The organism is Arthrobacter luteolus NBRC 107841 (assembly GCF_001552075.1).
Classification (GTDB): Bacteria; Actinomycetota; Actinomycetes; order Actinomycetales; family Micrococcaceae; genus Arthrobacter_B; species Arthrobacter_B luteolus.
On the sequence record NZ_BCQM01000007.1, the window covers coordinates 157067 to 179404 of the forward strand.

At 66.6% G+C, this 22338-nt stretch carries 20 protein-coding genes; 9 read left to right on the plus strand and 11 right to left on the minus strand.

Annotated elements, in window-relative coordinates; all coding sequences use genetic code 11:
- Position 1 precedes the first annotated feature (1 nt).
- Together AL3_RS13500 and AL3_RS13505 are read left to right on the plus strand one after the other, a co-directional pair.
- A complete protein-coding gene (locus tag AL3_RS13500; RefSeq protein ID WP_066301888.1) occupies positions 2-1072 on the plus strand; it encodes a phosphotriesterase family protein in 1071 nt (356 codons plus the stop codon).
- A complete protein-coding gene (locus AL3_RS13505; protein WP_066301891.1) occupies positions 1069-2142 on the plus strand; it encodes a phosphotriesterase family protein in 1074 nt (357 codons plus the stop codon). Before AL3_RS13500 ends, AL3_RS13505 begins: the two co-directional genes overlap by 4 nt.
- Positions 2143-2169: 27 nt before the next feature.
- On the opposite strand, the gene AL3_RS13510 is transcribed toward AL3_RS13505, so the two are convergent.
- Positions 2170-2919 (minus strand): alpha/beta fold hydrolase, encoded by a 750-nt coding sequence (locus AL3_RS13510; protein ID WP_246168693.1) that lies wholly within the window; start codon positions 2917-2919, stop codon positions 2170-2172.
- A gap of 33 nt (positions 2920-2952) precedes the next feature.
- A complete protein-coding gene (locus AL3_RS13515) occupies positions 2953-3957 on the minus strand; it encodes a methyltransferase (protein ID WP_083521735.1) in 1005 nt (334 codons plus the stop codon).
- Positions 3958-4162: 205 nt separating this feature from the next.
- Between AL3_RS13515 and AL3_RS13520 the strand changes: the two genes are divergently transcribed.
- The 4 genes from AL3_RS13520 to AL3_RS13535 all read left to right on the plus strand — a co-directional run bounded on the left by AL3_RS13520 (position 4163) and on the right by AL3_RS13535 (position 8279).
- Positions 4163-4897: an SDR family NAD(P)-dependent oxidoreductase gene (locus AL3_RS13520; RefSeq protein WP_066301893.1), complete on the plus strand. Its 735-nt coding sequence runs from the start codon at positions 4163-4165 to the stop codon at positions 4895-4897.
- Positions 4898-4961: 64 nt separating this feature from the next.
- Entirely contained in the window at positions 4962-5969 is a 1008-nt protein-coding gene (locus AL3_RS13525; RefSeq protein WP_066301896.1) for an alpha/beta hydrolase, read from the plus strand.
- 38 nt (positions 5970-6007) lie between these two features.
- Complete coding sequence (locus AL3_RS13530; RefSeq protein ID WP_066301901.1) at positions 6008-6994, plus strand: alpha/beta hydrolase; 987 nt, start codon at positions 6008-6010, stop codon at positions 6992-6994.
- Between the two features lie 58 nt (positions 6995-7052).
- Positions 7053-8279: a multidrug effflux MFS transporter gene (locus AL3_RS13535; protein ID WP_246168694.1), complete on the plus strand. Its 1227-nt coding sequence runs from the start codon at positions 7053-7055 to the stop codon at positions 8277-8279.
- A 147-nt stretch (positions 8280-8426) separates the two neighbouring features.
- Here the strand turns inward: AL3_RS13535 and AL3_RS13540 are convergent, their stop codons facing one another.
- The 5 genes from AL3_RS13540 to AL3_RS13560 form a co-directional block, all read right to left on the minus strand.
- Positions 8427-9305 (minus strand): ABC transporter ATP-binding protein, encoded by an 879-nt coding sequence (locus tag AL3_RS13540; RefSeq protein ID WP_066301903.1) that lies wholly within the window; start codon positions 9303-9305, stop codon positions 8427-8429.
- Positions 9302-11128: a dipeptide/oligopeptide/nickel ABC transporter permease/ATP-binding protein gene (locus tag AL3_RS13545; protein WP_083521736.1), complete on the minus strand. Its 1827-nt coding sequence runs from the start codon at positions 11126-11128 to the stop codon at positions 9302-9304. Before AL3_RS13545 ends, AL3_RS13540 begins: the two co-directional genes overlap by 4 nt.
- On the minus strand, positions 11125-12066 hold the full coding sequence (locus AL3_RS13550; protein WP_066301905.1) for an ABC transporter permease: 942 nt from the start codon (positions 12064-12066) through the stop codon (positions 11125-11127). Before AL3_RS13550 ends, AL3_RS13545 begins: the two co-directional genes overlap by 4 nt.
- A 65-nt stretch (positions 12067-12131) precedes the next feature.
- Complete coding sequence (locus tag AL3_RS13555) at positions 12132-13655, minus strand: ABC transporter substrate-binding protein (RefSeq protein WP_066301908.1); 1524 nt, start codon at positions 13653-13655, stop codon at positions 12132-12134.
- Between the two features lie 258 nt (positions 13656-13913).
- Positions 13914-14516: a TetR/AcrR family transcriptional regulator gene (locus AL3_RS13560; protein WP_066301910.1), complete on the minus strand. Its 603-nt coding sequence runs from the start codon at positions 14514-14516 to the stop codon at positions 13914-13916.
- Between the two features lie 139 nt (positions 14517-14655).
- Here AL3_RS13560 and AL3_RS13565 point away from each other — a divergent pair, with 139 nt between their 5' ends.
- Positions 14656-15105, plus strand: a complete 450-nt coding sequence (locus tag AL3_RS13565) for an antitoxin Xre/MbcA/ParS toxin-binding domain-containing protein (protein WP_066301911.1) — start codon at positions 14656-14658, stop codon at positions 15103-15105.
- Here AL3_RS13565 and AL3_RS13570 read toward each other — a convergent pair.
- On the minus strand, positions 15102-15740 hold the full coding sequence (locus AL3_RS13570; RefSeq protein WP_066301913.1) for a peptidyl-tRNA hydrolase: 639 nt from the start codon (positions 15738-15740) through the stop codon (positions 15102-15104). The two genes, AL3_RS13565 and AL3_RS13570, sit on opposite strands and share 4 nt — an antisense overlap.
- Positions 15741-15827: 87 nt before the next feature.
- Here AL3_RS13570 and AL3_RS13575 point away from each other — a divergent pair, with 87 nt between their 5' ends.
- Both AL3_RS13575 and AL3_RS13580 read left to right on the plus strand, forming a co-directional pair.
- On the plus strand, positions 15828-16466 hold the full coding sequence (locus tag AL3_RS13575) for a LysE family translocator (RefSeq protein WP_066301916.1): 639 nt from the start codon (positions 15828-15830) through the stop codon (positions 16464-16466).
- 181 nt (positions 16467-16647) lie between these two features.
- Positions 16648-17490, plus strand: coding sequence for a transporter substrate-binding domain-containing protein (locus tag AL3_RS13580; protein ID WP_066301918.1), 843 nt, complete (start codon positions 16648-16650; stop codon positions 17488-17490).
- Here the strand turns inward: AL3_RS13580 and AL3_RS13585 are convergent.
- Genes AL3_RS13585 through AL3_RS13595 form a run of 3 tightly spaced genes read right to left on the minus strand, consistent with a single transcriptional unit; the run spans position 17487 to position 22058 of the window.
- Positions 17487-18107, minus strand: a complete 621-nt coding sequence (locus AL3_RS13585) for an isochorismatase family protein (protein ID WP_066301920.1) — start codon at positions 18105-18107, stop codon at positions 17487-17489. The genes AL3_RS13580 and AL3_RS13585 overlap by 4 nt on opposite strands.
- Positions 18104-19978, minus strand: coding sequence for a hydantoinase B/oxoprolinase family protein (locus tag AL3_RS13590; protein WP_066301922.1), 1875 nt, complete (start codon positions 19976-19978; stop codon positions 18104-18106). Before AL3_RS13590 ends, AL3_RS13585 begins: the two co-directional genes overlap by 4 nt.
- A gap of 4 nt (positions 19979-19982) precedes the next feature.
- On the minus strand, positions 19983-22058 hold the full coding sequence (locus AL3_RS13595) for a hydantoinase/oxoprolinase family protein (protein ID WP_066301924.1): 2076 nt from the start codon (positions 22056-22058) through the stop codon (positions 19983-19985).
- Positions 22059-22338 lie beyond the last annotated feature (280 nt).

The window sequence follows — 22338 nt, forward strand, 5'->3', positions numbered from 1 at the left end:
CGTGGCGCTGATCCACAGCGGTTCGGCCGTCACCGTCCTGGGTCCGGTCGAGCCCGGGACGCTCGGCCAGACGCTGGTCCGCGAACACCTCGCCGCCAGCTTCGCACCGCCGTCTGACACTCCCGCCGGCTGGCAGGCTGCCGGCCGGCGGCAGCCTGTTGCCGCGGCGGACCGCAGGTTCTACGAGACCCCGCTGTGCATCGGCATGCTCGGCGCCGCCGCGCTTGGGGCCGCGAACCGGGACAACGAGTCCCTCGGCGACATGGGGGTGGCGGAAGCTGAGCTGCTTGGTTTCACCAGGGCAGGGGGCCGCAGCATCGTGGACGCCACCACGCGCTCCCACCGGCGGAACGCCTCTGCACTGGCGCAGCTGTCCCGGAGCACTGGCGTGAACATCGTGATGGCCGCCGGCTGGCACCATCCGGATTGGAGCCCGGAAATCTCCGGCCGCAGTGCCGGGAGCCTGGCTGCGGAAATTATCAGGGAGCTCAGCGACGGAGTTGACGGCGTCCAGGCGGGACTGATCGGGCCGCTGGGTCCGCTGGATCCTGCTGTGCCTGAAGAACGGGTTCTCCTCCTCGCCGCGGCTGCCGCAGCCTGTGAGACCGGCGCACCCCTGGTCCTGGACCGGTCGGCAGATCCCGCGAAACGGAATGCAGCGCTGAAGCTGCTGGTCGCTGAGGGCGTGCCTCCGTGGCGCATGGGCCTCGGCCGCTGCGGAGGGTTGGCACTGGACATCAACGACGCCGAGCAGGTTCTTGGCTACGGTGTCTGCCTTCAGTTTGACGAGCTGGGCAGGATCCCCTCGGTCCAGACCCGGACCGCGGATCACGACGTAGCTGCCGCCATCCTTGAACTGGCACGCCGCGGGTATGCCGAACGACTCCTGGTATCCCATTCCATCTCACGCAACACCGGGCTTAAGGCGTATGGCGGTAACGGGTACGGCTTTCTCCTGGAGCAGTTCACGGGCTACCTTGCCGGGCTCGGTGCCGGCGAGGCGGAGCTGCGGCTCCTGACCACCGGGAACCCGCAGCGGTTCCTTACCTTCTCTTCCCAGGAGCCGGCATGAGCCTCCATGACCTGAGCATTCCGAACCTGGCCGGCAGGGCCCTGACCGTCGCCGGTCCGGTCGATCCCGCTGTCCTGGGCGAAACGCTGATGCATGAACACATCTTCCTCAACATCCGCCGGCCGGGGCATGCCCTGCGCCCCGGCGAAGACTCCGCCGGGGCAGCGCGGCCCCTGACCCTGGCCAACCTTGCTGAAACCCGGCGGGGCGCCGTCAACAACGACAATGACCTCCTGGGCGACTTCGATGAGATGCTGGAGGAAATCCTTGCGTTCAAGTACGCCGGAGGCGGGAGCATGGTGGAGGTGTCCAACCTCGGCCTGGGCCGGGACCCCAAATCCCTGCTGCGGGTTTCGCGCGCCAGCGGCCTGCACATCGTGATGGGGGCGGGCTGGTACACGGAAGCCTTCCACCCGGTGGACATGGATTCCCGCAGCGTCGAGGACCTCACCGAAGTCATCGTGCGGGACATCGTGTGCGGGGCCGGCGGCACGGGCATCCGGGCAGGAATCATCGGCGAGGTGGGAGTGGAAGGCAACCCGCTCTCCCCCAATGAACTCAAAAGCATCAGGGCCAGCGGGCGGGCCAGCCGGCTGACGGGCGCACCCATTACCTTCCATTTCGGAGGTTTCGGGGAAGAGAAATTCCAGGTCCTGGACATCCTGGAAGACGAAGGAGCGGACCTCTCCCAGGTTGTGATGGGCCACAGCGGAGCCCTGGGGGAAGATCTGCCGTTTGCGCGGCGGCTCCTGAGCCGGGGTGTGTTCGCGGAGTTCGATTTCCTCGGAACCACCGGAAGCCCCTGGGGCACGCTGTGGCCGACCACCGACTACAAGGTGGGGCAGGGCATCGCGGCGCTCGTCGAGGATGGATACGCCGGGCAGATCGTGCTCGGCCAGGACGTCTGCACCAAGATCCAGCTCAAGCGCTACGGGGGCCACGGGTACAGCTACATCTCCGAGCATTTCCTTCCGGCCCTCGGCGCCCTGGGCATCGACGACGCCGTTCTGCGGGCTTTTATGGTCGACAATCCACGGCGGGCGCTGACGTTCGCCGAACCGCGCCCCTGACAGAGGGAACGGTCCGGCGAACGGACATCAGCTGTTGATGAAGTCCAGGGCCGCCTGTTGGAACGCACTGCCGTGGAGCACCTGCAGATGGTCGCCGGGCACGGTCAGCATGCGGGCACCCTTGACTGCCTCAGCCAGAGTTTCCATACCCGCAGCGATCTGGTCCCCGCTGCCCCGAACGAACAGCACGGGGGCCTCCGGAGCCCCGGCGTCCGGCTGGAACGGCTCGGCCCGGAGCCCTTCGATCACAGCCAGCAGCGATTCGGGGTCGCGTCCCGGCGCAGTGATCATCCCGCCGATCATCGCGGTCAGGGGATCCTGCGGCGCGGCACCGTCACGGACCAGTGCCGTCAGGCTGCCCATGTCCAGGGCACCGAAAGGCTCGAACGGGCTGAGGCCGCCGAGCACCAGGTGCCCCACGCGCCGCGGGCTGATCCGGGCCAGGCTCCACGCGAGCCGTGCGCCCAGCGAATAGCCCACGATGTCCACACTGTCGCCGGGCATACCGGCGATCACAGCTGCCAGGGCCGCGCTCTGGCTGCTGGTGCTGAGCGAGTCCGCCGTCCCGGGCCGCGCGCTTGCGCCGTGCCCGGGCAGGTCCGGGATATAGACCGGCCGGCCGGCAGCGGTCAGCGCCGCCGGAAGCCCGGCATCCGGCCAGTCGTCCGCACCGTTGGAGGAAAAGGTGTGCAGCAGCAGCACCGGAACCCCGCCGGCTCCGTTTTCCGGGGTAAGCACCCGGCAGGGCAGGGAAGCCACGGGGGAATCAGCAGTCACGGCCTGGCCTTTCGCTGAGAACATCCGCCGGCGTCAAACTGCATCAGCCACAATCACCCGGGGGCTGCCGGGAAGGGAAATCATCTCCCGGAAGGCCCAGCCGGCTGCTTCCAGCCATTCCCGGACCACTGATTCGGGATACACCACGGTCCCGTCGATGTTGTAGTACTCCCCGGCGTGCAGTGCATCGATCCGGCGCTGGACCGGGTCATCGTCAAGGTAGAAATCGAGCATCAGCAGGGTTGCGCCGGGGGCGGCTGCCGCCCGTGCATTTGCCAGGATGCGCGCGTTCTCCGCGGCACCGAAGCGGTGGGCAACATGGTTGACCATCACGAGGTCATGCGCGCCGCCGGGCTGGGCATCCTCGGTCTCCGCGCCTTCAACAACGGCACGTCCGCTCAGGCCGGCTGCTTCGACTGCCTGGCGGACACCGTCGGCGAAGTCCGGTGCCACCACAAAGCGGGTCTTGAGGTCGGGGTTGGCCTGCATCGCCTTGATGGCGAAGTCCGGGCTCAGACCGCCCAGGTCGAGGGCCGATCCAAAACCGGTGAAGTCGAAGTGGCGCGCCAGCATCTCTGCGTGCAGGGCGTTGTAGGTCATCACACCCTGCATGAAGTCAGCCCAGCCGGCCTCGTCGAGTTCCAGGGTTCCGGCAGCATCCGTGTCAACAGTCTTGTCGTAGCCCCGCCACTGGTCGTAGCTGGTGGAACCCAGGAACGCGAGGAACGGTGCCAGGTCCAGCTCGGCGTGTCCGCCGGTGAGGTAGGCGGCGGCGTCGGGGGTCAGGCTGTAGTGGCCCCCGGCGCGCCCGAGCAGGCCCTGCGCAGCCATGCTGTCGGCCAGGACGCGTACCTGGCGGTGAGGCACGCCTGTTGTGCTGGCGAGTTCCTCGACCGTTGACGCGCCGTCGGCAATGGCGGTGAAGAGACCAATGCGGCTGGCGGCGAAGAGCTGTTTCGCTCCCATAAAGCCGATGGCGATGTCCACGATTGCTTCCGGGGTGGCCGTCCGTGCGGCCGGGTGGGTTGCAGATGTCACGGGTCCTAGACCTTTCGTTAATGCGGTGCCGCCTGGTTCTGAAGGCCCGGAAACGGGCGCGGCCGTGGCAGGAGTCTACGGTCGTAGACTCCTGATGTCCAGAGATCCAGCCGGGAAGTGAGGGTGCTGGTTTTTGCGTCTACGTGCGTATACTCTAAACCCCATGCGCTGCACGCGGCCGCGCTGGAAGGGGGAATAACCGCAGATGAGCAAGGCCCGAAATATCCTCGTGACAGGCGGGGCAGGCGGCATCGGCCGCACGGTTTCCGAAGCATTCGCAGCCCTGGGCGACCATGTTGTCATCGCCGACCGGGATGGGGAGGCAGCAGCCGAAGCGGCGCGGTCCCTCGGCGGCACCGCCCTCGCCGTCGACATCACGGATACCGCTTCTGCCCCGGCCGCGCTCGATGAAGCGGCCCGTGCCTGCGGCGGCTTCGATGTCCTCGTCAACAACGCCGGCCTGCTGTCTGTCCACGGGGCCCTGACTGAACTCAGTGTCACGGACTACGAGTCGATCCTGCGGGTCAACGTCCTGGGGACCTACCTGGTGACGCAGACGGTCGCCCGGCAGATGATAGCCGCGGGACGGCAGGGCAGCATCGTCAACATTTCCTCCATCGGCGCCCGCCAGCCAACACCCGGCATGGGCGGATATGAGTCCAGCAAGGCCGCCGTGGATTCGCTGACCCGCTGGGCGGCAATCGAACTGGCCGCCCACGGAATCCGGGTCAATGCGGTGGCTCCGGGCCCGGTCCTCACCCCGATGCTGAGCGCCGGCCTGCCGGAAGGATCCGAGGCGCGCCGCGCCTGGGAATCCCGGATCCCCCTGAACGCACTGGCATCCACCTCCGACGTCGCTGCCGCGGTCCTGTTCCTGGCCGGCGCCGGGCACATCACCGGGATCAGCCTGCCTGTCGACGGCGGCCAGCTGCTCACCTGAGCCACCACCGTCCACAGCCAGCCGTCCTCCGAAAAAACAAAGACGTAGAGAAAGGCAAGATCCGATGCCGCAGGCCCCTGCCGTTGGAATCACCCCGGTCCCGTTCGCACCCGAACTCGCACCGGTTATCCAAGCCATGGCTGCCAGCCCGCAGCCGCCCATGTCCAGGGAAACCATCGCAGCATCCCGCGGCGGCAGCCAGGGAATGTTCCCCAGTCCCACAGAAGTCATCGGCAGCCGCCCGGTCGAAGCCATTGAACGCATCATCCCGGGCCCCTCCGGTGCTCCCGACCTCGAGATCACGGTCCTGCGCCCCAGCACTCCAGCACCCGGCGGGCAGGCTGTTCCCGGCCTGTTCAACATCCATGGCGGCGGAATGGTCGTAGGACACCGGGACTGGGAGACCGGCCGTCTGGTGGAGCTCGTGGAGAAGCACGGTGTGGTCGCAGTCAACGTTGAGTACCGTCTGGCCCCGGAGGACCCCTACCCCGCCGGCGTCGAAGACTGCTATGCCGGACTCGTCTGGATGTCCGAAAACGCGGCGGAACTCGGCATCGACCCGGACCGGATCGTTGTGATGGGAGGCAGCGCCGGCGGCGGGTTCTCGGCTGCATTGACCCTGATGGCCCGCGACCGCCGCGGCCCGGCCATCGCCGGCCAGCTGCTGCTCTGCCCCATGATCGATAACACCAACACCAGCATCTCAAGCCGGCAGTACGCCGGATTGGGAACCTGGACGCGGGAAGCCAACCTGCTCGCCTGGGAGTGCGTCCTCGGCCCGGACCTGGCGTTCAGCCCCGAGGCACCCGCTTTTGCCGCCCCCACCCGCGCCGCCGATCTGGCCGGACTGCCCCCGGCATTCATCGAAGTCGGCTCCGCAGAACCCTTCCGCGACGAGGACGTCGAATACGCCACCCGCATCTGGGCCACCGGAGGGGAAGCTGAGCTGCATGTCTGGTCAGGCGGATTCCACGGCTTCGATATCTACGCGCCGGAGAGTGAACTGACCCGGGCGGCACTGGCTTCCCGTGATTCCTGGCTCCAGCGGCTCCTCTTTCCCCAGCCCGAATAGCGGACCCGGACAACCGGCCCACGTTCAAGGAGGCAGCAGTGTCTACAACCCCGGTCCCGTACGATCCGGAGCTGGTGGCCGGTCTGGCCGCCTTCCAGTCCCTGTTCGAGCCCTATCCCCTGCGGGCAGACACCATCCTCCCCAGCCGCCGGCACGTCGCCGGTCTGATCCCGCCGCTGGCAGAGCAGATTGGCTCCCTGCCCGTGACCGGGACGGACCTGCTGATACCCGGACCGGCCGGGGCGCCGGACATTGAGGTGACAGTCATCCGCCCGGCGGCCGCCCGAAGCGGGCCGGCACCGGCGGTCCTGGGTATCCATGGCGGCGGGATGGTGCTGGGCACCAGGTTCTTCGGCACCGGCGAACTCATTGACCTGGCCCACCGGCACGGTGTTGTCGGCGTGGCGGTGGAATACCGGCTGGCGCCGGAGCATCCCGGCCCGGCCGCGGCTGAGGACTGCTACGCGGCGTTGGCCTGGCTGGCTGCCCATGCCCCCGGACTGGGGGTCGATCCGGAACGGATTATTGTCTCGGGTGCCAGCGCGGGCGGCGGGCTCAGTGCCTCGGTGGCGCTGATGGCCCGTGACCGGGGCGGTCCGCGGCTGGCCGGGCAGCTGCTGAACACCCCAATGCTCGACGACCGCAACGGAACAGTCTCCAGCCGGCAGTACAGCGGGGTGGGCATCTGGGACCGCGGCAACAACGAAGCTGCCTGGACCGCTGTTCTCGGCCAGGCGCGGGGCACTGCGGACGTACATCCGTACAGCGCCGCGGCGCGGGCGGAGGACCTGTCGGGCCTGCCTCCGGCGTTTATCGAGGTCGGAGCCGCTGAGGTCTTCCGCGACGAAGCGACGGCGTACGCCACCCGGCTCTGGGCAGCCGGCGGCACGGCCGAGCTGCACGTCTGGTCCGGTGCCTATCACGGTTTCTCCGGCTCATCCCCGGCAGCGAGAGTGTCCCTCGCGGCTCAGGAGGCGCGGGAGAGCTGGCTTTGCCGGACCCTGCGCCTCGGCCCGTCCGCTTAGCCTCCCCCTTTCCGCCGCCCGTCCGGGTCCTCGGCCAGGCCGTCAGAAACAGGAACCCATGTCTTCCCCTTCCGTCACTACTGTCCCGGCCCACGGCATGAGCAAACGCCGAATCGTCCTGGTCCTGGGCGCCCTTGAAGCTTTCGGCCCGCTCTCCATGGACCTGTACATGCCGGCGCTGCCCCATCTGGCTGAGTCACTGCAGACGACCGACACCCTGGCCCAAACCACCATGTCCGTATGCATGATCGGGCTGGGTGCCGGCCAGCTCATCGCCGGACCGCTGAGTGACCGGTTGGGGCGCCGGCGTCCGCTTCTGGCGGGCATCGCGCTGTTTACCGTCTTCTCGCTTGCCTGCGCCTTTGCACCAACCATCGAGCTGCTCCTGCTGGCACGGTTCCTGCAGGGCCTCGCCGGGGCCGCCGGCGTCGTCATCGCCCTGGCCGTGGCCCGCGACCTGTTCAGCGGCATTGAACTGTCCCGGATGCTGTCGCTGCTCGCCCTCGTCGGCTCCTCCGCCCCGATCATCGCTCCCGTCCTCGGCGGCCAGCTGGCCCGGGTGATGGACTGGCGCGGAATGTTCGGGATCCTGGCGCTGATCGGAGCCCTCATTCTGCTCCTGGCTGCCGTCTCGCTGCAGGAGACACACCCCGCACACCGGCGCACCACAGAGGGCATCCGGGTGACCGTGCGGCAGTTCGGCCTGCTGTTCCATGACCGGTTGTTTGTCCTGCTGCTTGTGACGTCGGCCGCTGGCGGCGTCGGCTTCTTCACCTACCTGTCGATGTCCAGCTTTGTGCTGCAGAACGAATTCGGGCTGACTCCACAGCTGTTCAGCTTCGTGTTTGCCGCAAATGCGCTGTCCAGCATGGCCGGCGCGCAGATCAGCAGGTTCCTGGTGGCGCGGCTCGGTCCGGCCAGAATGTATCTGCTGGGGTACGGGCTCACCCTGCTGGCAGCCGCCGCCCTGTTCACCGGCGCGGTGCTCGCCGCGCCTCCGGGTCTCCTGCTGATATTCCTTGCCGGCTACCTCATGACCAGTGGCATGGTTTCGCCGAATACGACCACACTGGCGATGGACCGCCACCGCGAGCGGGCCGGTACGGCCGCTGCGCTCTTTGGGACGGCATCCTTTGTGGTGGGTCCGGTCATAGCGCCGCTTGCCGCGCTCAGCGGTGCGACGGCGGCGGCCATGGGTGCGATGATTGCCGGCGCCGTCGCCTGCGCGGCTCTGCTGGCGTTCCTGTGGGTTCGTCCCCTCCTGCGGAGCTCCGTCTCCGGGTAGGCCCCGGGCAGGACCCGCCGCCGCCCCAGCCGACGATGGTCTGAGCGGACGTTTGTCTGAGGGAATGTTTGTCTGAGGGAATGTTAAACCGAAAAGCACCGGGAACCTGAGGTTCCCGGTGCTTTTCCTTCCGCTGACTGGTGGCTTTCAGTTTCCGGCCACAGCCAGCGCCTCCGGCTCCTTCCGGAGCGCAAGCCACTCCTGCCGGCGTCGTCGCTGGGCCTCCGGGTTGGCGATGGGCGAGGCCATCAGCAGCCGCCGCGTATAGGGATGCTGCGGATCCGTGGTGACCTGGTGTCCGCTGCCGGTCTCAACCAGCTTGCCCCGGTACATCACCGCGACCCGGTGGCAGACGCGGCGCACAACACCGAGGTCATGGGTGATGAACAGGTAGGAAACACCGGTATCGCGCTGCAGTTCAATGAACAGGTCAAGTATGGACGCCTGGGTGGTCAGGTCCAGCGCGCTGACCGGTTCATCACAAATAATCAGGCGCGGTTTCCGGACCAGTGCGCGCGCGATCGCAATGCGCTGGCGCTGCCCGCCGGAAAACTCGCGCGGATACCGGTCGACCACGCCGGCGGGCAGTTTGACCCGGTCCAGCATCTCCTTCACCGCGGCATCCGCGCCGCGGCGCTCCAACCCGGAACTCGTGAGCGGCTCAGCCAGGATCTGCCCGATCGTCATGCTCGGGTCGAGGGATCCGTACGGGTCCTGGAACACCACCTGGATGCTTGAGGACAGCTTGCGCCGTTCCGGCCTCCGAAGGTGCGTGATGTCGCGTCCGTCGAAGGAGATCCGGCCGTCCGTGACCGGGACCAGCCCCAGGACCGCCTTGCCCAGCGTGGATTTTCCGGACCCGGATTCACCCACCAGGCCAAGGCATTCACCGGGCTTGATCTCCAGTGAAACGTCATCCAGCGCACGGAAGTTTCTGCGCCCGGACAGGGAATAGTCGATGGCCAGGTTGTCGACGGACAGCAGCGGGCCGGCTGCGTCCGCCGCTGGGTCGGGCTTCGGGGTCATGCGCGTGCCGCCTTTCGCTGGTCAGGGGTGCCGTCCGGATCCAGTCTGGTTGCCGGGTCCGTCAGGCGGTAGTCATCGTCGAGCTCGCTGCGGGTGGCCGCATCGTCCAGGGAGGCGGCGATGAGTTCGCGGGTGTAGTCACTTTCCGGGGCACTGAAGATTGTCGAAACGTCTCCCGCTTCCACGATCCGGCCGTCTTTCATCACCACAACGCGGTCGCAGATGTCCGCAACAACCCCAAAGTTGTGCGTCACGATGATCAGTGCCATCCCGTACTCCTGCTGCAGTTCACGCAGCAGTTCCAGCACTTCGGCCTGGACGGTGACGTCCAACGCCGTCGTCGGCTCGTCCGCCACCAGCACCGAGGGCTTGGCCGCGATGGCGCCGGCGATCAGGACCCGCTGGGCCATACCGCCGGAGAGCTGGTGGGGGTAGGACCGCATAACCCGCGCAGGATCCGCGATGCCGACCTTTTCCAGCATCAGCACCGCCCGCTGCCGGGCGTCCGCCCGGCTGAGCCTGTGCACGGTGCGCAGCGGTTCCATCAGCTGATAACCAATGGTGTAGGACGGGTCCAGGTTGGTCATGGGTTCCTGCGGAATATAGCCCAGCACACCGCCCAGCAGCCTGTGCCGTTCCTTGCGGCTCTTGGAACTGATGTCCGCTCCGCCGATCCACAGCGCGTCCATGGTGGCGGCGCCGCCGGCCGGCAGCAGGTCCAGGATGGAGAAGACCGTCTGGGACTTTCCGGAACCGGATTCCCCGACAATACCGAGGACCTCCCCGGGCGCTACCTGCACGGAAATCCCGTGGACTACTTCAATGTCGGTTTCCGCACCCGGGTAGCTCACCCTGAGGTTCTCCAGGGACACTGCGGCTGCGGCCGACGCCGGTGACGGCGCTGCTTCCGCAGCGGGTGCGTTGGCGCGGCGCGGACGCCGGACGCGCTTTGCCACCGGAGTGCGCACGCTCACGACGTCGCCAAGGGTCGAGCCCATAACCGCCAGCGCGGCAATGGAAATACCCAGGGCGAGTGAGGGCCACAGCAGCAGCAGCGGATCGGTCAGCATTACACGGAAGCCCTCGTTCATCATGGCGCCCCAGCCCGGGTCCTTGGCTCCCCCGATGCCCAGGAACTGCAGGCCGGCCTGCATCCCCATCGCCATCCCGGCCGTCAGGGCCGTCTGGATGATGATCGGTGCGTACACGGCCTGGACCACGTGCCGGGCAATGATCCGGCCGTTGGACAGCCCGGCAACCAGGGCGGCGTCGATATACGGTTCGTTCCGGACCGTCATCGTGGTGGACCTGGTGAGCCGGAAATAGCCCGGCGCCATAAATACGCCCACCGTAACCATGATGAGGTTGAAGTCGTTCCGGGTGGCGGCGGCGACGATGAGCAGGATGATCATGCCGGGCACTGCCTGCAGCGCGTCACTGATCCAGGTGGCAATCCGGTCGAAGGTCCCGCCGAAGTAGCCCGCAGCCAGTCCGGCCGGAACACCGATGCCCAGGGACACCAGGATCGAGATCGCGGCTCCGATCAGCGTGAGCCGGGCTCCGTAGATCAGCCGGCTGAGAATGTCGCGGCCGTTGGCGTCACCGCCCAGCCAGTGTTCCGGACCCGGCGGCGCCTTGGCGATCGACAGGTCTACGAAGTTGGGATCATGCGGCGCCAGCCAGGGGGCAAAAACCGCGACCAGGACAATGACGGCGAAGACGGCGGCGGAGGCCGCGCCCGACGGACGGCGGATGAACCGGGCGAACAGGGAGCCCCGGCGGGGTCCGCGGGCATCCAGCGGGTTAACGATGGGAGCTGTCATTTCACGCGCGCTTTCGGGTTGATCCAGCCGAGGACGACGTCGAGCAGGAAGTTGACGATCACCACGAAGGCCACGGAGATAACGGTGATGCCAAGCAGGATGGGAATGTCGCCGTTCTGGGAGGAACCATTGGTCATGGCCCCGATGCCGGGCAGGGCAAAGACCTGCTCGACGACGATGGCTCCGCTGAGCAGTGCAACGAACATCAGGGCCAGGATGGTGATCGACGCCGGCGCAGCGTTGCGCAGCAGGTGGACCACCACGCGTGTCTGGGAGAGCCCCCGGCTGCGCAGGGTTCGGACGAAGTCCTGTCCGTTGACCGAGATAAAGGCGTTGCGCAGCTGCTCCGCAATCATCACGACCGCGCCGAGGGCCAGGGACACCGCGGGCAGCGTGATCGACCGCAGCCAGCCCTCGATGGACATCGTGGGCTGGACGTAGCCGACGGCGGGGAACCACTTCAGGTTCACTCCGAACCAGATCACCAGCACCAGGCTGACCCAGAAGCCGGGCAGTGCGAACAGGACAACCGCTGCCGCTTTGACCAGCTTGTCGATGATGGTTCCGGGGTTGAGTCCCGCCAGGACCCCCAGCAGGCCGCCGAAAACTGCTGAAAGCAGAATCGCGGCGGCAACCACGGACAGGGTCACCGGCAGTTTCGTGGCGATCTGGGCCGTCACCGGCTGGAAGTTGCGCCAGGAGTCGCCGAAGTCTCCGAGGACGGCGTGCCGGGCCCAGTCGGCGAACTGCACCAGCACCGGGCGGTCGATGCCGATCTTCTCGGCCAGTGCGGCCTGCTGGGCGGGGGTGGCCGAGTTGCCGAGCAGCCCGGCCGTCGGGTCGCCGATGGCGAGGTGGGCCAGGAAGAAGGTTCCGGTAGCCACCACCACGAGCAGGATGATGCCCGAGGCAAGCCGCTTGAGTGTAAATCTGAGCATGTAGTGTCCTTCAAAGTACGGCGGCGGGAGGGCGGCCGCAGCGGCCCTCCCGCCACCAAGGGGTTCTAGCCCTTGACGCTGATCTGGCGCAGCGTCGGGAACATCATTCCGGTAACCGGGGTCACCTCAATGTTTTCCGCACTGACATAGCTGTTGTTTGCCTGGTAGAAGACGGAGAACCAGGCCTTGTCGGTCACCAGCCGGTTGAGCGTCTCGACCTCTGCCAGCTGGTCCGCCGGCGCCGCCGTCAGGACCTTCTCCACCTGGGCCTGAACCTCGGGGAACTTGTCCATCTGCGGGTTCGGGTTGTACCACTGCGGGGTGGAGATCTGGCGAAGGACGTTGGCCACGGGGTGGGAATCCATCGACAGGAAGGAGACGAACATCGGGTAGGTGGCGGCCTTGGTCTGGTAGTCCATGTACTGCATGTCTTCCCAAGTCACCTTGATACCCAGCTCTCCGAAGACCTGGTCGACCGAGGGCTGCCAGACCTGGAAGACCTGCGACATCGGCATGGTGATGTCGAAGCCGTCCGCGTAGCCGGCGTCGGCCAGCAGTTTTTTGGCCTTGTCCAGGTTCACGGCGTACTGCTCATCGATCTCCGCGACGTGGCCGGGCATACCGAACGGGAAGACCTGGTTGGTCGGTTCGCCGGCGCCACTGCCAAGGGTGCCGAGGATTTCAGCGCCGTTGAACGCGTAGTTCAGGGCCTGGCGGACCCGCTCGTCACCCAGCGGTTCGAAGGAGTCTCCGGCCCGGTCGGTGAACTGCAGGCCCACCCATCCGGAGACCTTCTTGGCTACGTTCCAGCTGTTCGCTTCTGCCTGGTCGAGGGCGGCCTGGTCGGCGTAATTGAGATTAACCTGCCCGGAAAGCATGGCGTTATTGCGTGCCGTGGCATCCTGGATCGGATAAATCGCCAGCGGTTCGAACTTGAACTGATCGGCAGCCCAGTGATCGGCGACCTTGTCGAAGTGGTATTCGGCGCCGGCGACACTGGACGATGCCATGGTGTAAGGGCCGGATCCGACGGGTGCCTCGGCAAGTGTGCCGGATTCAATGGCCTTGGGAGACATCATGTAGCTGCGGCCGAGTCCCATGAAGTACAGCAGGGTGTCATCCCGCTCGGCGAGGTTGATTTCGATGGTGTCTTCATCGACAGCTTCGAAAGAATCAACCGACAGGTAGGCCTCCTGGGAGCGCGCACCTTCTTTGAGGTATTCAAGGCTCGCCACTGCAGCGTCTGCATTGAAGGGCTCCCCGTCGCTGAAGACCGCATCCGTTCGCAGCTCCATTGTGACGGTCAGGAAATCCTCGGAGACCTCCCATTCAGTGGCGAGGGCGGGGGTGGGGTTTCCGTCCGTGTCCACGCCCAGCAGGGGATCATAGACAGCGGACAGGTACGGGCCGTCGAAGCCGATGTCGGCGAGGGACGGGTCCCAGGACGTGACGTCGGCAAACTCGCCGATATTCAGGGGTACGTTGCCGCCAGCCGCTTCGGCATTGCCGTTGTTGTCGCCACCGCTGGAGCAAGCGGACAGCGCGAGTGCTGAGACAGTCAGGAGTGCTGCTGTCGTTGCCTTTTTCATGCGTTCTTCTCTCATTGCCAGTGGAGTGACGCCTGCAGGCCGGCCCGTCGACCAGCCCGCATGGTCCATTGTCCGAACGGGGCCCCACGGCCGCAGTGTCCGTGTGCTGTGGATCACTTTGCGACTCGTTGTGGGGTAAGTCTACAGTTGTTGACTAGAAAATCAAGCACTGTTTTCGGGGTGCTGGCAGGGGCTAAACGGGCAGCAGAAAACCGCCCTCAGCCGGGGTGAAAGGCGGGCTGTGCGGGCCTTGGGAGGCTAGGCGGCCGGGGACCGCGTGATGCGGTCAAAGAAGGAATCAAGGTGCCGGTGCTGCAGTTCAACCGTGGAAAAGTCCGGCCCCACAAGGCTCATGATGTTTGCACCAGCGTTGAGCAGAACCAGTTCGTCAACCAGCTGTTCGTCGGATTCGGGGGACACAATGTCGCCGTCCTCGCGGCCCTGGCGGATGTACTCACGCAGGGAATTCCGCCACCGCATCAGGTGCGCCTGGTACACCTCGAACAGCGCTTCCTTCGACAGGGACAGTTCCCAGAACGCCAGCAGGACCCGGCCGGCGGTAATCCGCTCCTCATCCAGGGGCATGGCTGCCAGCGTGAACTGCCGCAGCGCGTCCAGCCCGGTCTTGTCGCCGAGCGCCGCAGCCACATGGGACTCCATGATCTTCAGGGCCCGCTGGTAGGTGGCCTCCACAATCACGTCTTTGCTGTCGAAATACCGCTTGAGAGCTCCGTTGGCGAAGCCTGCCTCCTTGGCAATTTCCCGCATGGTGGCTGCTTCCAGTCCGCCCTTGACGATGAGGTTCCAGGTGACATCGAGAATGTCCTGGCGGCGCTGATCGCGGTCAATCACCTTGGGCATGAGGGACTTCCTTACCTGGTCTCCGGAGGCTGGTGCCCCTCAGTTTATGCCACGCGTCTACAGACAAAGACGATCCCGGATGCGGTGATCTCCGCTCCGGGTCTGCCCTCTCCGCGGCCGGGCGCGTACGGTAACCCCCATGACTGCACAGGGACCGAAAAAACCCCGTCCCCGCGGAGGACGCCAGCTCCCCGCGGATGACCGGTGGCGGTCTATTGGCCGGGAGTTCGGCCTCTACACGATCAGTGAACTCGCTGACCGGCTGCGGTTCGGTGCACCGGAAAACCTCCGGGCCAAGCAGCTCACCGGCAAGACCCGGGTGCTGGCCGTGGCGGACCGCGGGACGTTCCTGTACCCGGGATTCCAATTCGATGAAGCCGGTGCCCGCATGTTGCCGGTGGTCGAGGATATTGTCCGGCAGGGCAGGCTGTCCGGTTGGACGGATGAGGAGCTGGTGCTGTGGTTCTGCCGGCCCAACAGGGCACTCAAGGGGAAGCGGCCGGCGGACGTCCTCGGTGACGAGCAGCTGATCCGCCAGGCAGCAGATACGGACTTCCCCGCCAGCGGCGCCGTCTCCCAGGACGGCTAGCGGCCGGGCGCGGCCACGAACGCCGTGGGAGTGCCCGGATCGATTTCGGTCAGGCCGGCGTCGACAATCAGCGGCCCGGCCCCCGGCTTCCTGGACAGGGCCTGGAAGCTGCGCTTCGGAACCTCCTGTGCTGCCGCTCCGGGGCGGGCAGCCCACGCCTGCTGCTGGCCGGCGTCCAGTTCCAGGAACCACGCCAGCAGTGCATGCGCAGCCTGCGCGGCGGCTTTTCCGGTGGACATGGACAGATCCCGGTTCAGGATGATCACCGGCGTTCCCGGGACAGCCGCTGCCGGTTCCGTGTCCGGCAGGTGTGTTCCGGATACCTGCAGAGCGCGCAGTACCCGCGGCATGTCCTCATAGCGCTGCGGCTCGAACGCGGCTGCCTCCGCTGTGCCGATCTGCACGACGCCGGAGGGAGCCTGGGCGCTGAGCTTGGCAAAGGGCTTGGGTCCCGCACGCCGTACGGTTTTCGTGAAACGGCCGGTTACCCAGTCCTCCCAGGCCTCATCCCCGGTCCGGTTCGCATAGGCCAGCACGCCGGCGGTGGCGGCCGCCGCCACTGCGTCGCAGTGGGCGGCCGGATCCTCCTTGTCGACGCGCAGGATGATTGGCTGGACGGTATCGCTGGGCTGCACCCCTCCAGCTTGCCATGGCTGCGCCTGTCAGCGAGGCGCAGGGGATCCCGCGGTGGCCAAAAGCCGGGGTGCCGATAGAATTTCCGCGTGACCATCGAACAGGCCCTGCTGGGTTTCACTGCCGTTGCCGTACTCCTGACGATCATGCCGGGGCTGGACTCGGCCATGGTGCTCCGCTCGGCGATCAGCCAAGGCCCGCGGCACGCCGTCGCGACCGGCCTGGGCATCAACACCGGCGCTTTTCTGTGGGGTGCCGCAGCCGCCGTGGGGATCTCGGCGCTTCTGACGGCGTCGGAAACTGCCTATACAGCCTTGAAACTCGCGGGAGCCGCCTACATGCTGTGGCTCGGCGGGTCGCTGCTGTGGAAGTCGTTCCGCCGGCGCCAGGCGCCGGTGGAAGTCGATGGTGTGCTTCCGGCCAGCGGCGAACGGCTGGTGACGGCGTGGGCCAAAGGCCTGGGGACGAACCTGCTCAATCCCAAGGTCGGCGTCTTCTACATCGCCATGATTCCGCAGTTCATCCCCGAGGGTGTCTCTCCCCTGCTGATGGGGCTGGTTTTGGCGGGAATCCATGTCCTGCTCAGTGTGGTGTGGTTTGGACTGATTCTCACCGCGGCCCATTTGGCGCGCAAATCCCTCCAGAGCCCGCGGTCGGTGAAGCTGACCGACCGGCTGACCGGCGTGGCGCTGCTGGGCTTCGGCACGTCCCTCGCGGTACGGCACTAGGCCCGGCGCTCCGCTGGAGACCTGCCGCCGGCAGAGGTCCAGCCGGCACAACCTCCCGCTGGTAACGTTTCAGCATCACGCCTCCACTGCCCTCTGACTAGGGCAGACGCCGTCAACTGCGGCTGTTAGGACTGAGGGAACGGAGATTCACTCCGTACCCCACCGCCTAGGAGATTCAGCTGTGCCGTCCAAATCCCTGTTGCCCGTTCTCGCCCTGACCGCCGTGACCGCCCTGCTGGCCACCGGCTGCACCGCGTCCACCGCCGGTGATGTAAACGCCGATGCAAGCGGCGATGCCGCCGCCTCCGGCGCCCCGGCGGAATCGCGGCTGGACCTGATCGAGTCCCGCGGCTCCCTGACGGTCTGCACCACCGGCGATTACCGCCCTTTCACCTACAAGGACCCGGAGACCGGCGGGTTCTCCGGAATCGACATCGCCATGGTCCAGGACCTGGCGTCCCGGCTGGAGGTGGAGGTCGAGTACGTGCAGACCTCGTGGAAGGACCTGATGCCGGACTTCCTCGCCGGCTGCGATATTGGGGTGGGCGGGGTCTCCATTTCCCTGGCCCGGGCCGAGCAGGCTTTCTTCAGCGATCCTGTCCTTGACGATGGCAAAACCCCCATCACCCTGTGCGGCAAGGAAGAGCTCTACGACACCGTGGAAGAGATCAACGCGCCGGGAGTCCGGTCGATCACCCCGATCGGCGGCACCAATGAGATCTTCGCGGACAAGAACTATCCCAACGGTGAGATCATCCGTTTCGAAGATAACAACACCATCTTCGACGAGATCGTCGCCGGCCGGGCGGACGTCATGACCACCGACGCAGCCGAGGTGAAGTGGGTGGCCAACGAATACCCGGAACTCTGCGCCGTGGATCCGGACCACCCGTTCAACTTCTCCCAGAAGGCGTATCTGCTTCCGCTTGGGGACACGGTTTTCCAGGAGTACGTCAACCAGTGGCTGAACCTGGCCGCCAATGACGGCACATACGACGCCGCCAAGCAGCCGTGGTGGGGCTAGGGCCGGGCCAGATCCCCGCGGAAGTACTCCATCACGTCGGCGCTGTCCCAGATCTCCGCGTACTTTGCCTGCAGGTCATAGAGTGAGCCGCCGTGCACCGCTGCGTCCCGGTCCCCCACCGCGTTGCCCACCACGATCGGGATAAAACCATGCTGCATTGCGTCCACGGCCGTGGCCCGGATACAGCCGCTGGTGCTGGTGCCAACGATCACCAAGGTGTCCACGCCCCGGGCATGCAGGAGCTGGGCCAGGTCTGTGCCGAAGAAGGCGCTGGCGAACTGCTTCACCAGCACCGTCTCCCCCTCCACGGGTGAGACTTCGGGCATCAGCTGGCCCAGCTCCGTTTCTCCGATCAGCAGCCGCAGGGCCGGAACCTTGCGGATAAAGACACCGCCGTCCGCCCCCCCGGGCCCGAAGCGGACCCGGGTGTGCAGAACCGGCACCCCGTTGCCCCGCGCCGAGCCCAGCACCTCGGCCGCGGCGTCCAGGAACTCCTTGTCCGGCAGGCACAGCGGGCTCTGCGGATCGAAGTAGGCGCGCATCAGATCCACGGACACCACGGCGGGCCGGATGCCCGGCGCCAGGGTGCCGTCGAATCCCGCGTCGAACGTCCTCAAAGCAGCGCCACCGGCGGGGCCGGGGCCGGCAGCCCCGTCTCGGCCAGGGCGTTGGCCAGCAGATCCGCCATCTCCCCGCCGCGGTTGAACAGCGGCAGCGGCTCTTCCCGGCCCGCCCGCAGCCGGTCCCGAAGCTCCGCGGTGGCAGCGGCGTCGAGCACCCCGTCCGCTGAACATTCCACGCCGTACCCAAGCGCCCCCTGCGCCGTGACCAGGCCGCGGCGGACCTCCTTGCAGACGAGTTCGGGATCCCGCTCCAGCGGATCTCCCCAGCCTCCGCCTCCCCAGGTCACAAAGTGCAGGACATCACCGGGGTACACCGCCACGTCGTGGACCTTGGAGGGCAGGACAACGGTGGTGCCGTCCGCCTTCTCGATCCATTTCTTCCCGCGGGCACCCGGTTCCCCGCCGCGCACACCCCAGGGGTAGGTGAGCCAGCGGTCGTCGTGGATGGCGATGGTTCCCGGTTCCAGGAAGCGGTACGCGACGTCGACGCCGTTGCCGCCGCGGTGCAGGCCCGCACCGCCGGTGTCCGCGATGGTCTCCCACCTCTCGATCACCAGCGGATAGTAGGACTCCAGGTATTCGCACGGGATGTTGGTGAAGGAGGGCCACAGTGAGTGTCCGTCCGGACCGTCACCCACCGGGCGTCCCGGAATCCCGCCGAAGCCGATCGAGTAGAGCTGGAACCACTCCCCCTTACGGTCCCCGGAACTGTAGTTCCCCGAGTACATAAAGTGCGGCGACGAGGAGAATCCGGCGCCGTTGAGCAGGTCCGGGTTGGCCTGGCCCAGCAGCCCGCCGAAGAGGTCGAACAGCCGCCCGATCCCGTGGTTCCGTCCGTTCAGTGCCGCCGGGTAACGGGGTTTCCAGAAGGTATCCTCCGGTATCTCGACGTCGACCAGCGGGTAGAACCCGTCGTTCCAGAGGATCTGCGGGTCCGCCACGGTGATCATGTAGATCCCGAAGAACATCCGGATCAGGTTTTCGTTGATGTAGTAGTTGATCGGTCCCTGCGCCTGCGGGCTGCTGCCGGTGAGGTCGATCAGCACCTTGTCCCCGGTGCGGGTGATGGTCATCTTCAGCTCGTACGGGCCGAAACCGCGGCCGTCGTCGTCGATGAAGTCGGTGAAGGAGAGCGGTTTGCCTTCCTCGAACACCATGGACAGCAGCGTTTTCATGGCCCGGTAGTTACGGTCCAGCAGGGCATTCAGCGCCGAGGTGTAGGTGTCCACGCCGAAGCGAGCGCACATTTCCTGGACCCGGCGGGAGGCGGTGCTGCACGCAGCGACCAGTCCGTTGAGATCCGCCCGGTTCCAGTCCGGCTTGCGCACCTGGTTCAGGATGATGCCCAGCGAGGTATCGTCGCGTTCCCCGCGGCGGTAGAGCTTGAACGGCGGGATCACCACGCCTTCCTCGAAGATGGTGCGCGCGTCGGTGGGCATCGAGGCGGGGGTTTTGCCGCCGACGTCGGTCATGTGGCCGAACTGCGAGGCCCAGCCCACGATCCGCCCCTCGTAGAAGATCGGCATCACCACCAGCCAGTCGTTGGCATGGCTGATCGCCGCACCGCAGGAATACGGGTCGGAGGTCATCAGGACGTCGCCCTCTTCAATGGTCCCGTGGAAGTTCGCCAGGAAGTCCGGGATGGAGAGCCCGAACTGCCCCACGATCATTTTTCCCTCGGGGTCCGCGATCAGCGGGAACTCGTCGTGCTGTTCCCGGATGCCCGGGCTCAGCGCGGTGCGGAACAGGGTTTCGTCCATTTCATAGCGGGCGCTTCGCAGCGCGTTTTCGATCAGGTCGAGGGTGACGACGTCGACGTCCACCGAGCGCAGCGGCTCGGTGGCGGTCTCCACTAGCTGGGCCATGGGGCTACTCCTTCGGGTCTGCGGCAGGGCGGATGAGCAGGCTGCCGTGCGCGTGCACGGTGGCGGTATGTCCGGGAAGGACAAGGGTGGTGGAGTCCATCTCGGCGATGACGGCCGGCCCCTGCACCACGTTTCCGGCGAGCAGGAGGTCCCGGTCATATACGCCGGCATCAACCGTGGCTCCGTCCACGAAGATGCTGGTCCGGGTCCGTTCGGCGGCGGAGGGGTCCGTTCCTCCCGCCTCCAGGGTGATCGAGGTGACCTCGGGGTGCGGGCCGTTGACAGTCGACCGGACCGTCACCAGTTCGTGTTCGTTGTCCAGCAGGAAGGAGAAGAGCCGCTCATGTTCCTTGTCGAAGGCGGCCCGCAGCCCGGTGAACCCGCCGCCGTCGCCGGCAGCAAACGCGGCGTAGTCCAGCGGCACCGGGATTTCGAAGCCCTGGCCGTGGTAGCGGACGTCTGCTGAGTAGCTGACTGTAAGGTCTTCCTCGCCCAGCCCAGCGGCCAGCAGGGTGTCCCGGGCGGTCGAAGCAAGTTCGTCCAGCAGCCCGGCCAGTTCGGTGTCCGTGAAGTCACCGAACGGCCGCACCAGCGTGCGGGCCGCTTCATTGCGGAGGCTGGTGGTGGCGTCTCCATAGGCGGAGAGCACGCCGGGCGAGGGCGGGATGATGACCGGCCAGGCCCCGGTCAGTTTCCCCAGGGCGTTGGCGTGCAGGGGCCCGGCGCCGCCGAAGGCCACCAGGGCGAAGTCCCGCGGATCGAATCCCTGCTGGGTGGATACCAGCTTCAGCGCGCCGAACATGTTCTCGTTGACGATGTCCACGATCCCGGCGGCGGCCCGTTCGACGTCGTTCAGGCCCGTCGCGTCCGCGATGGTTTTCACTGCGGCAGTGGCGGCTTCGGCGTCGAGCCCGATTTCACCGCCGGCGAGCTGGGAGGGCAGGTACCCCAGGACCACGTTGGCGTCGGTGACGGTGGGGTCGGTGCCTCCGCGGCCGTACGACGCCGGTCCGGGGACCGCACCGGCGGACTGCGGCCCCACGCGCAGGGCCTGGGTCAGCGGCGGAACATGGGCGATGGATCCGCCGCCGGCGCCAACCGTCCGCACGTCCACGGACGTGGCGCGGACGGTCAGGTGCCCCACCGTCGTTTCGCGTCCGATCCGGGGCTGAAGGTTCTGGACCAGGGCCACATCCGTGGAGGTTCCGCCCATATCGAAGGTCAGGAAGTCAGTGAAGCCGGCCTGTTCGGCGGCCCAGGCGGCCCCCGTAACGCCGCCGGCCGGGCCGGAGAGCAGCAGCGAGACCGGGTTGTCGGCGGCGACCGCACCGGAGACGAGGCCGCCGTCGCTGCGCAGGATGGAGAGCTGGGCGTCCATACCGGCACCGGTCAGCTGGGCGTCGAGCTTGCGGACGTAACCGGAAACCTGGCCCTGCACGTAGGCGTTGGCAACCGTGGTGATCGCCCGTTCATATTCCCTGAGCTCGGGGAGCACCACGGAGGAGCGGGAGACTGGAATACCGGGCAGCTCCTCCGCTGCGATCTCAGCGATCCGGGCTTCGTGGGCGCCGTTAGCGTAGGCGTTGATGAGGCAGATGCTCAGCGCTTCCACTCCGTTCGTCCGCAGCTTGGCCAGCTGCCGGCGGACATCTTCCTCGTCCAGCGGGGTCAGCACCGCCCCGGTGGTGGAGACCCGTTCGGTCACTTCCACGGTGTCTTCCAGGTCCGCCAGCGGTTCCGGTTTGGGCCAGATGATCCAGCCGGCCAGGCCGCCGGGCACAAAGGACCGGGCTATCTGCAGGACCTGGCGGAAGCCCCTGGTCGTGACGAGCCCAACCCGCGCCCCTTTCTGTTCCAGGATGGCGTTGGTGGCCACCGTGGTTCCGTGCAGCACCTCGCTCACCTCGGCCGGCTCGATGCCGGCCGCCGCACAGACCTGGGCGATCCCGTGCAGCACGCCGACCGATTGGTCCTCGGGCGTGGACGATGTCTTATACCGGTGGGTCTGGCCGGTGTCCTCGTTGACCAGCAGAATGTCCGTGAATGTGCCGCCGACATCCACGCCTAACCGAAACGCCATCAGTTCTCCTTGGGGTGGTGCTGCTCTGCGCCTGCGCGCCGGGCAGCGAAGGATCCGTGCCGGGAATGCGCCGTTCTTGATCAGCGTCCTGACCGGCCTCAGGGCCGGCGCTTTAGCCGTAAATGTTGTCTGCGTCACATTCGTGGCATCAGGCTAGGTGTGCAGCGGCAGTGTGTCAAGAGATTGCATACAACCACGCGTTTTCGATGCTTCCGCTCCCTTGACAGTGCCGGATGTGCCTGCCAAGTTGTATGCAGAATGCCAAATAGAGGTACAGCCA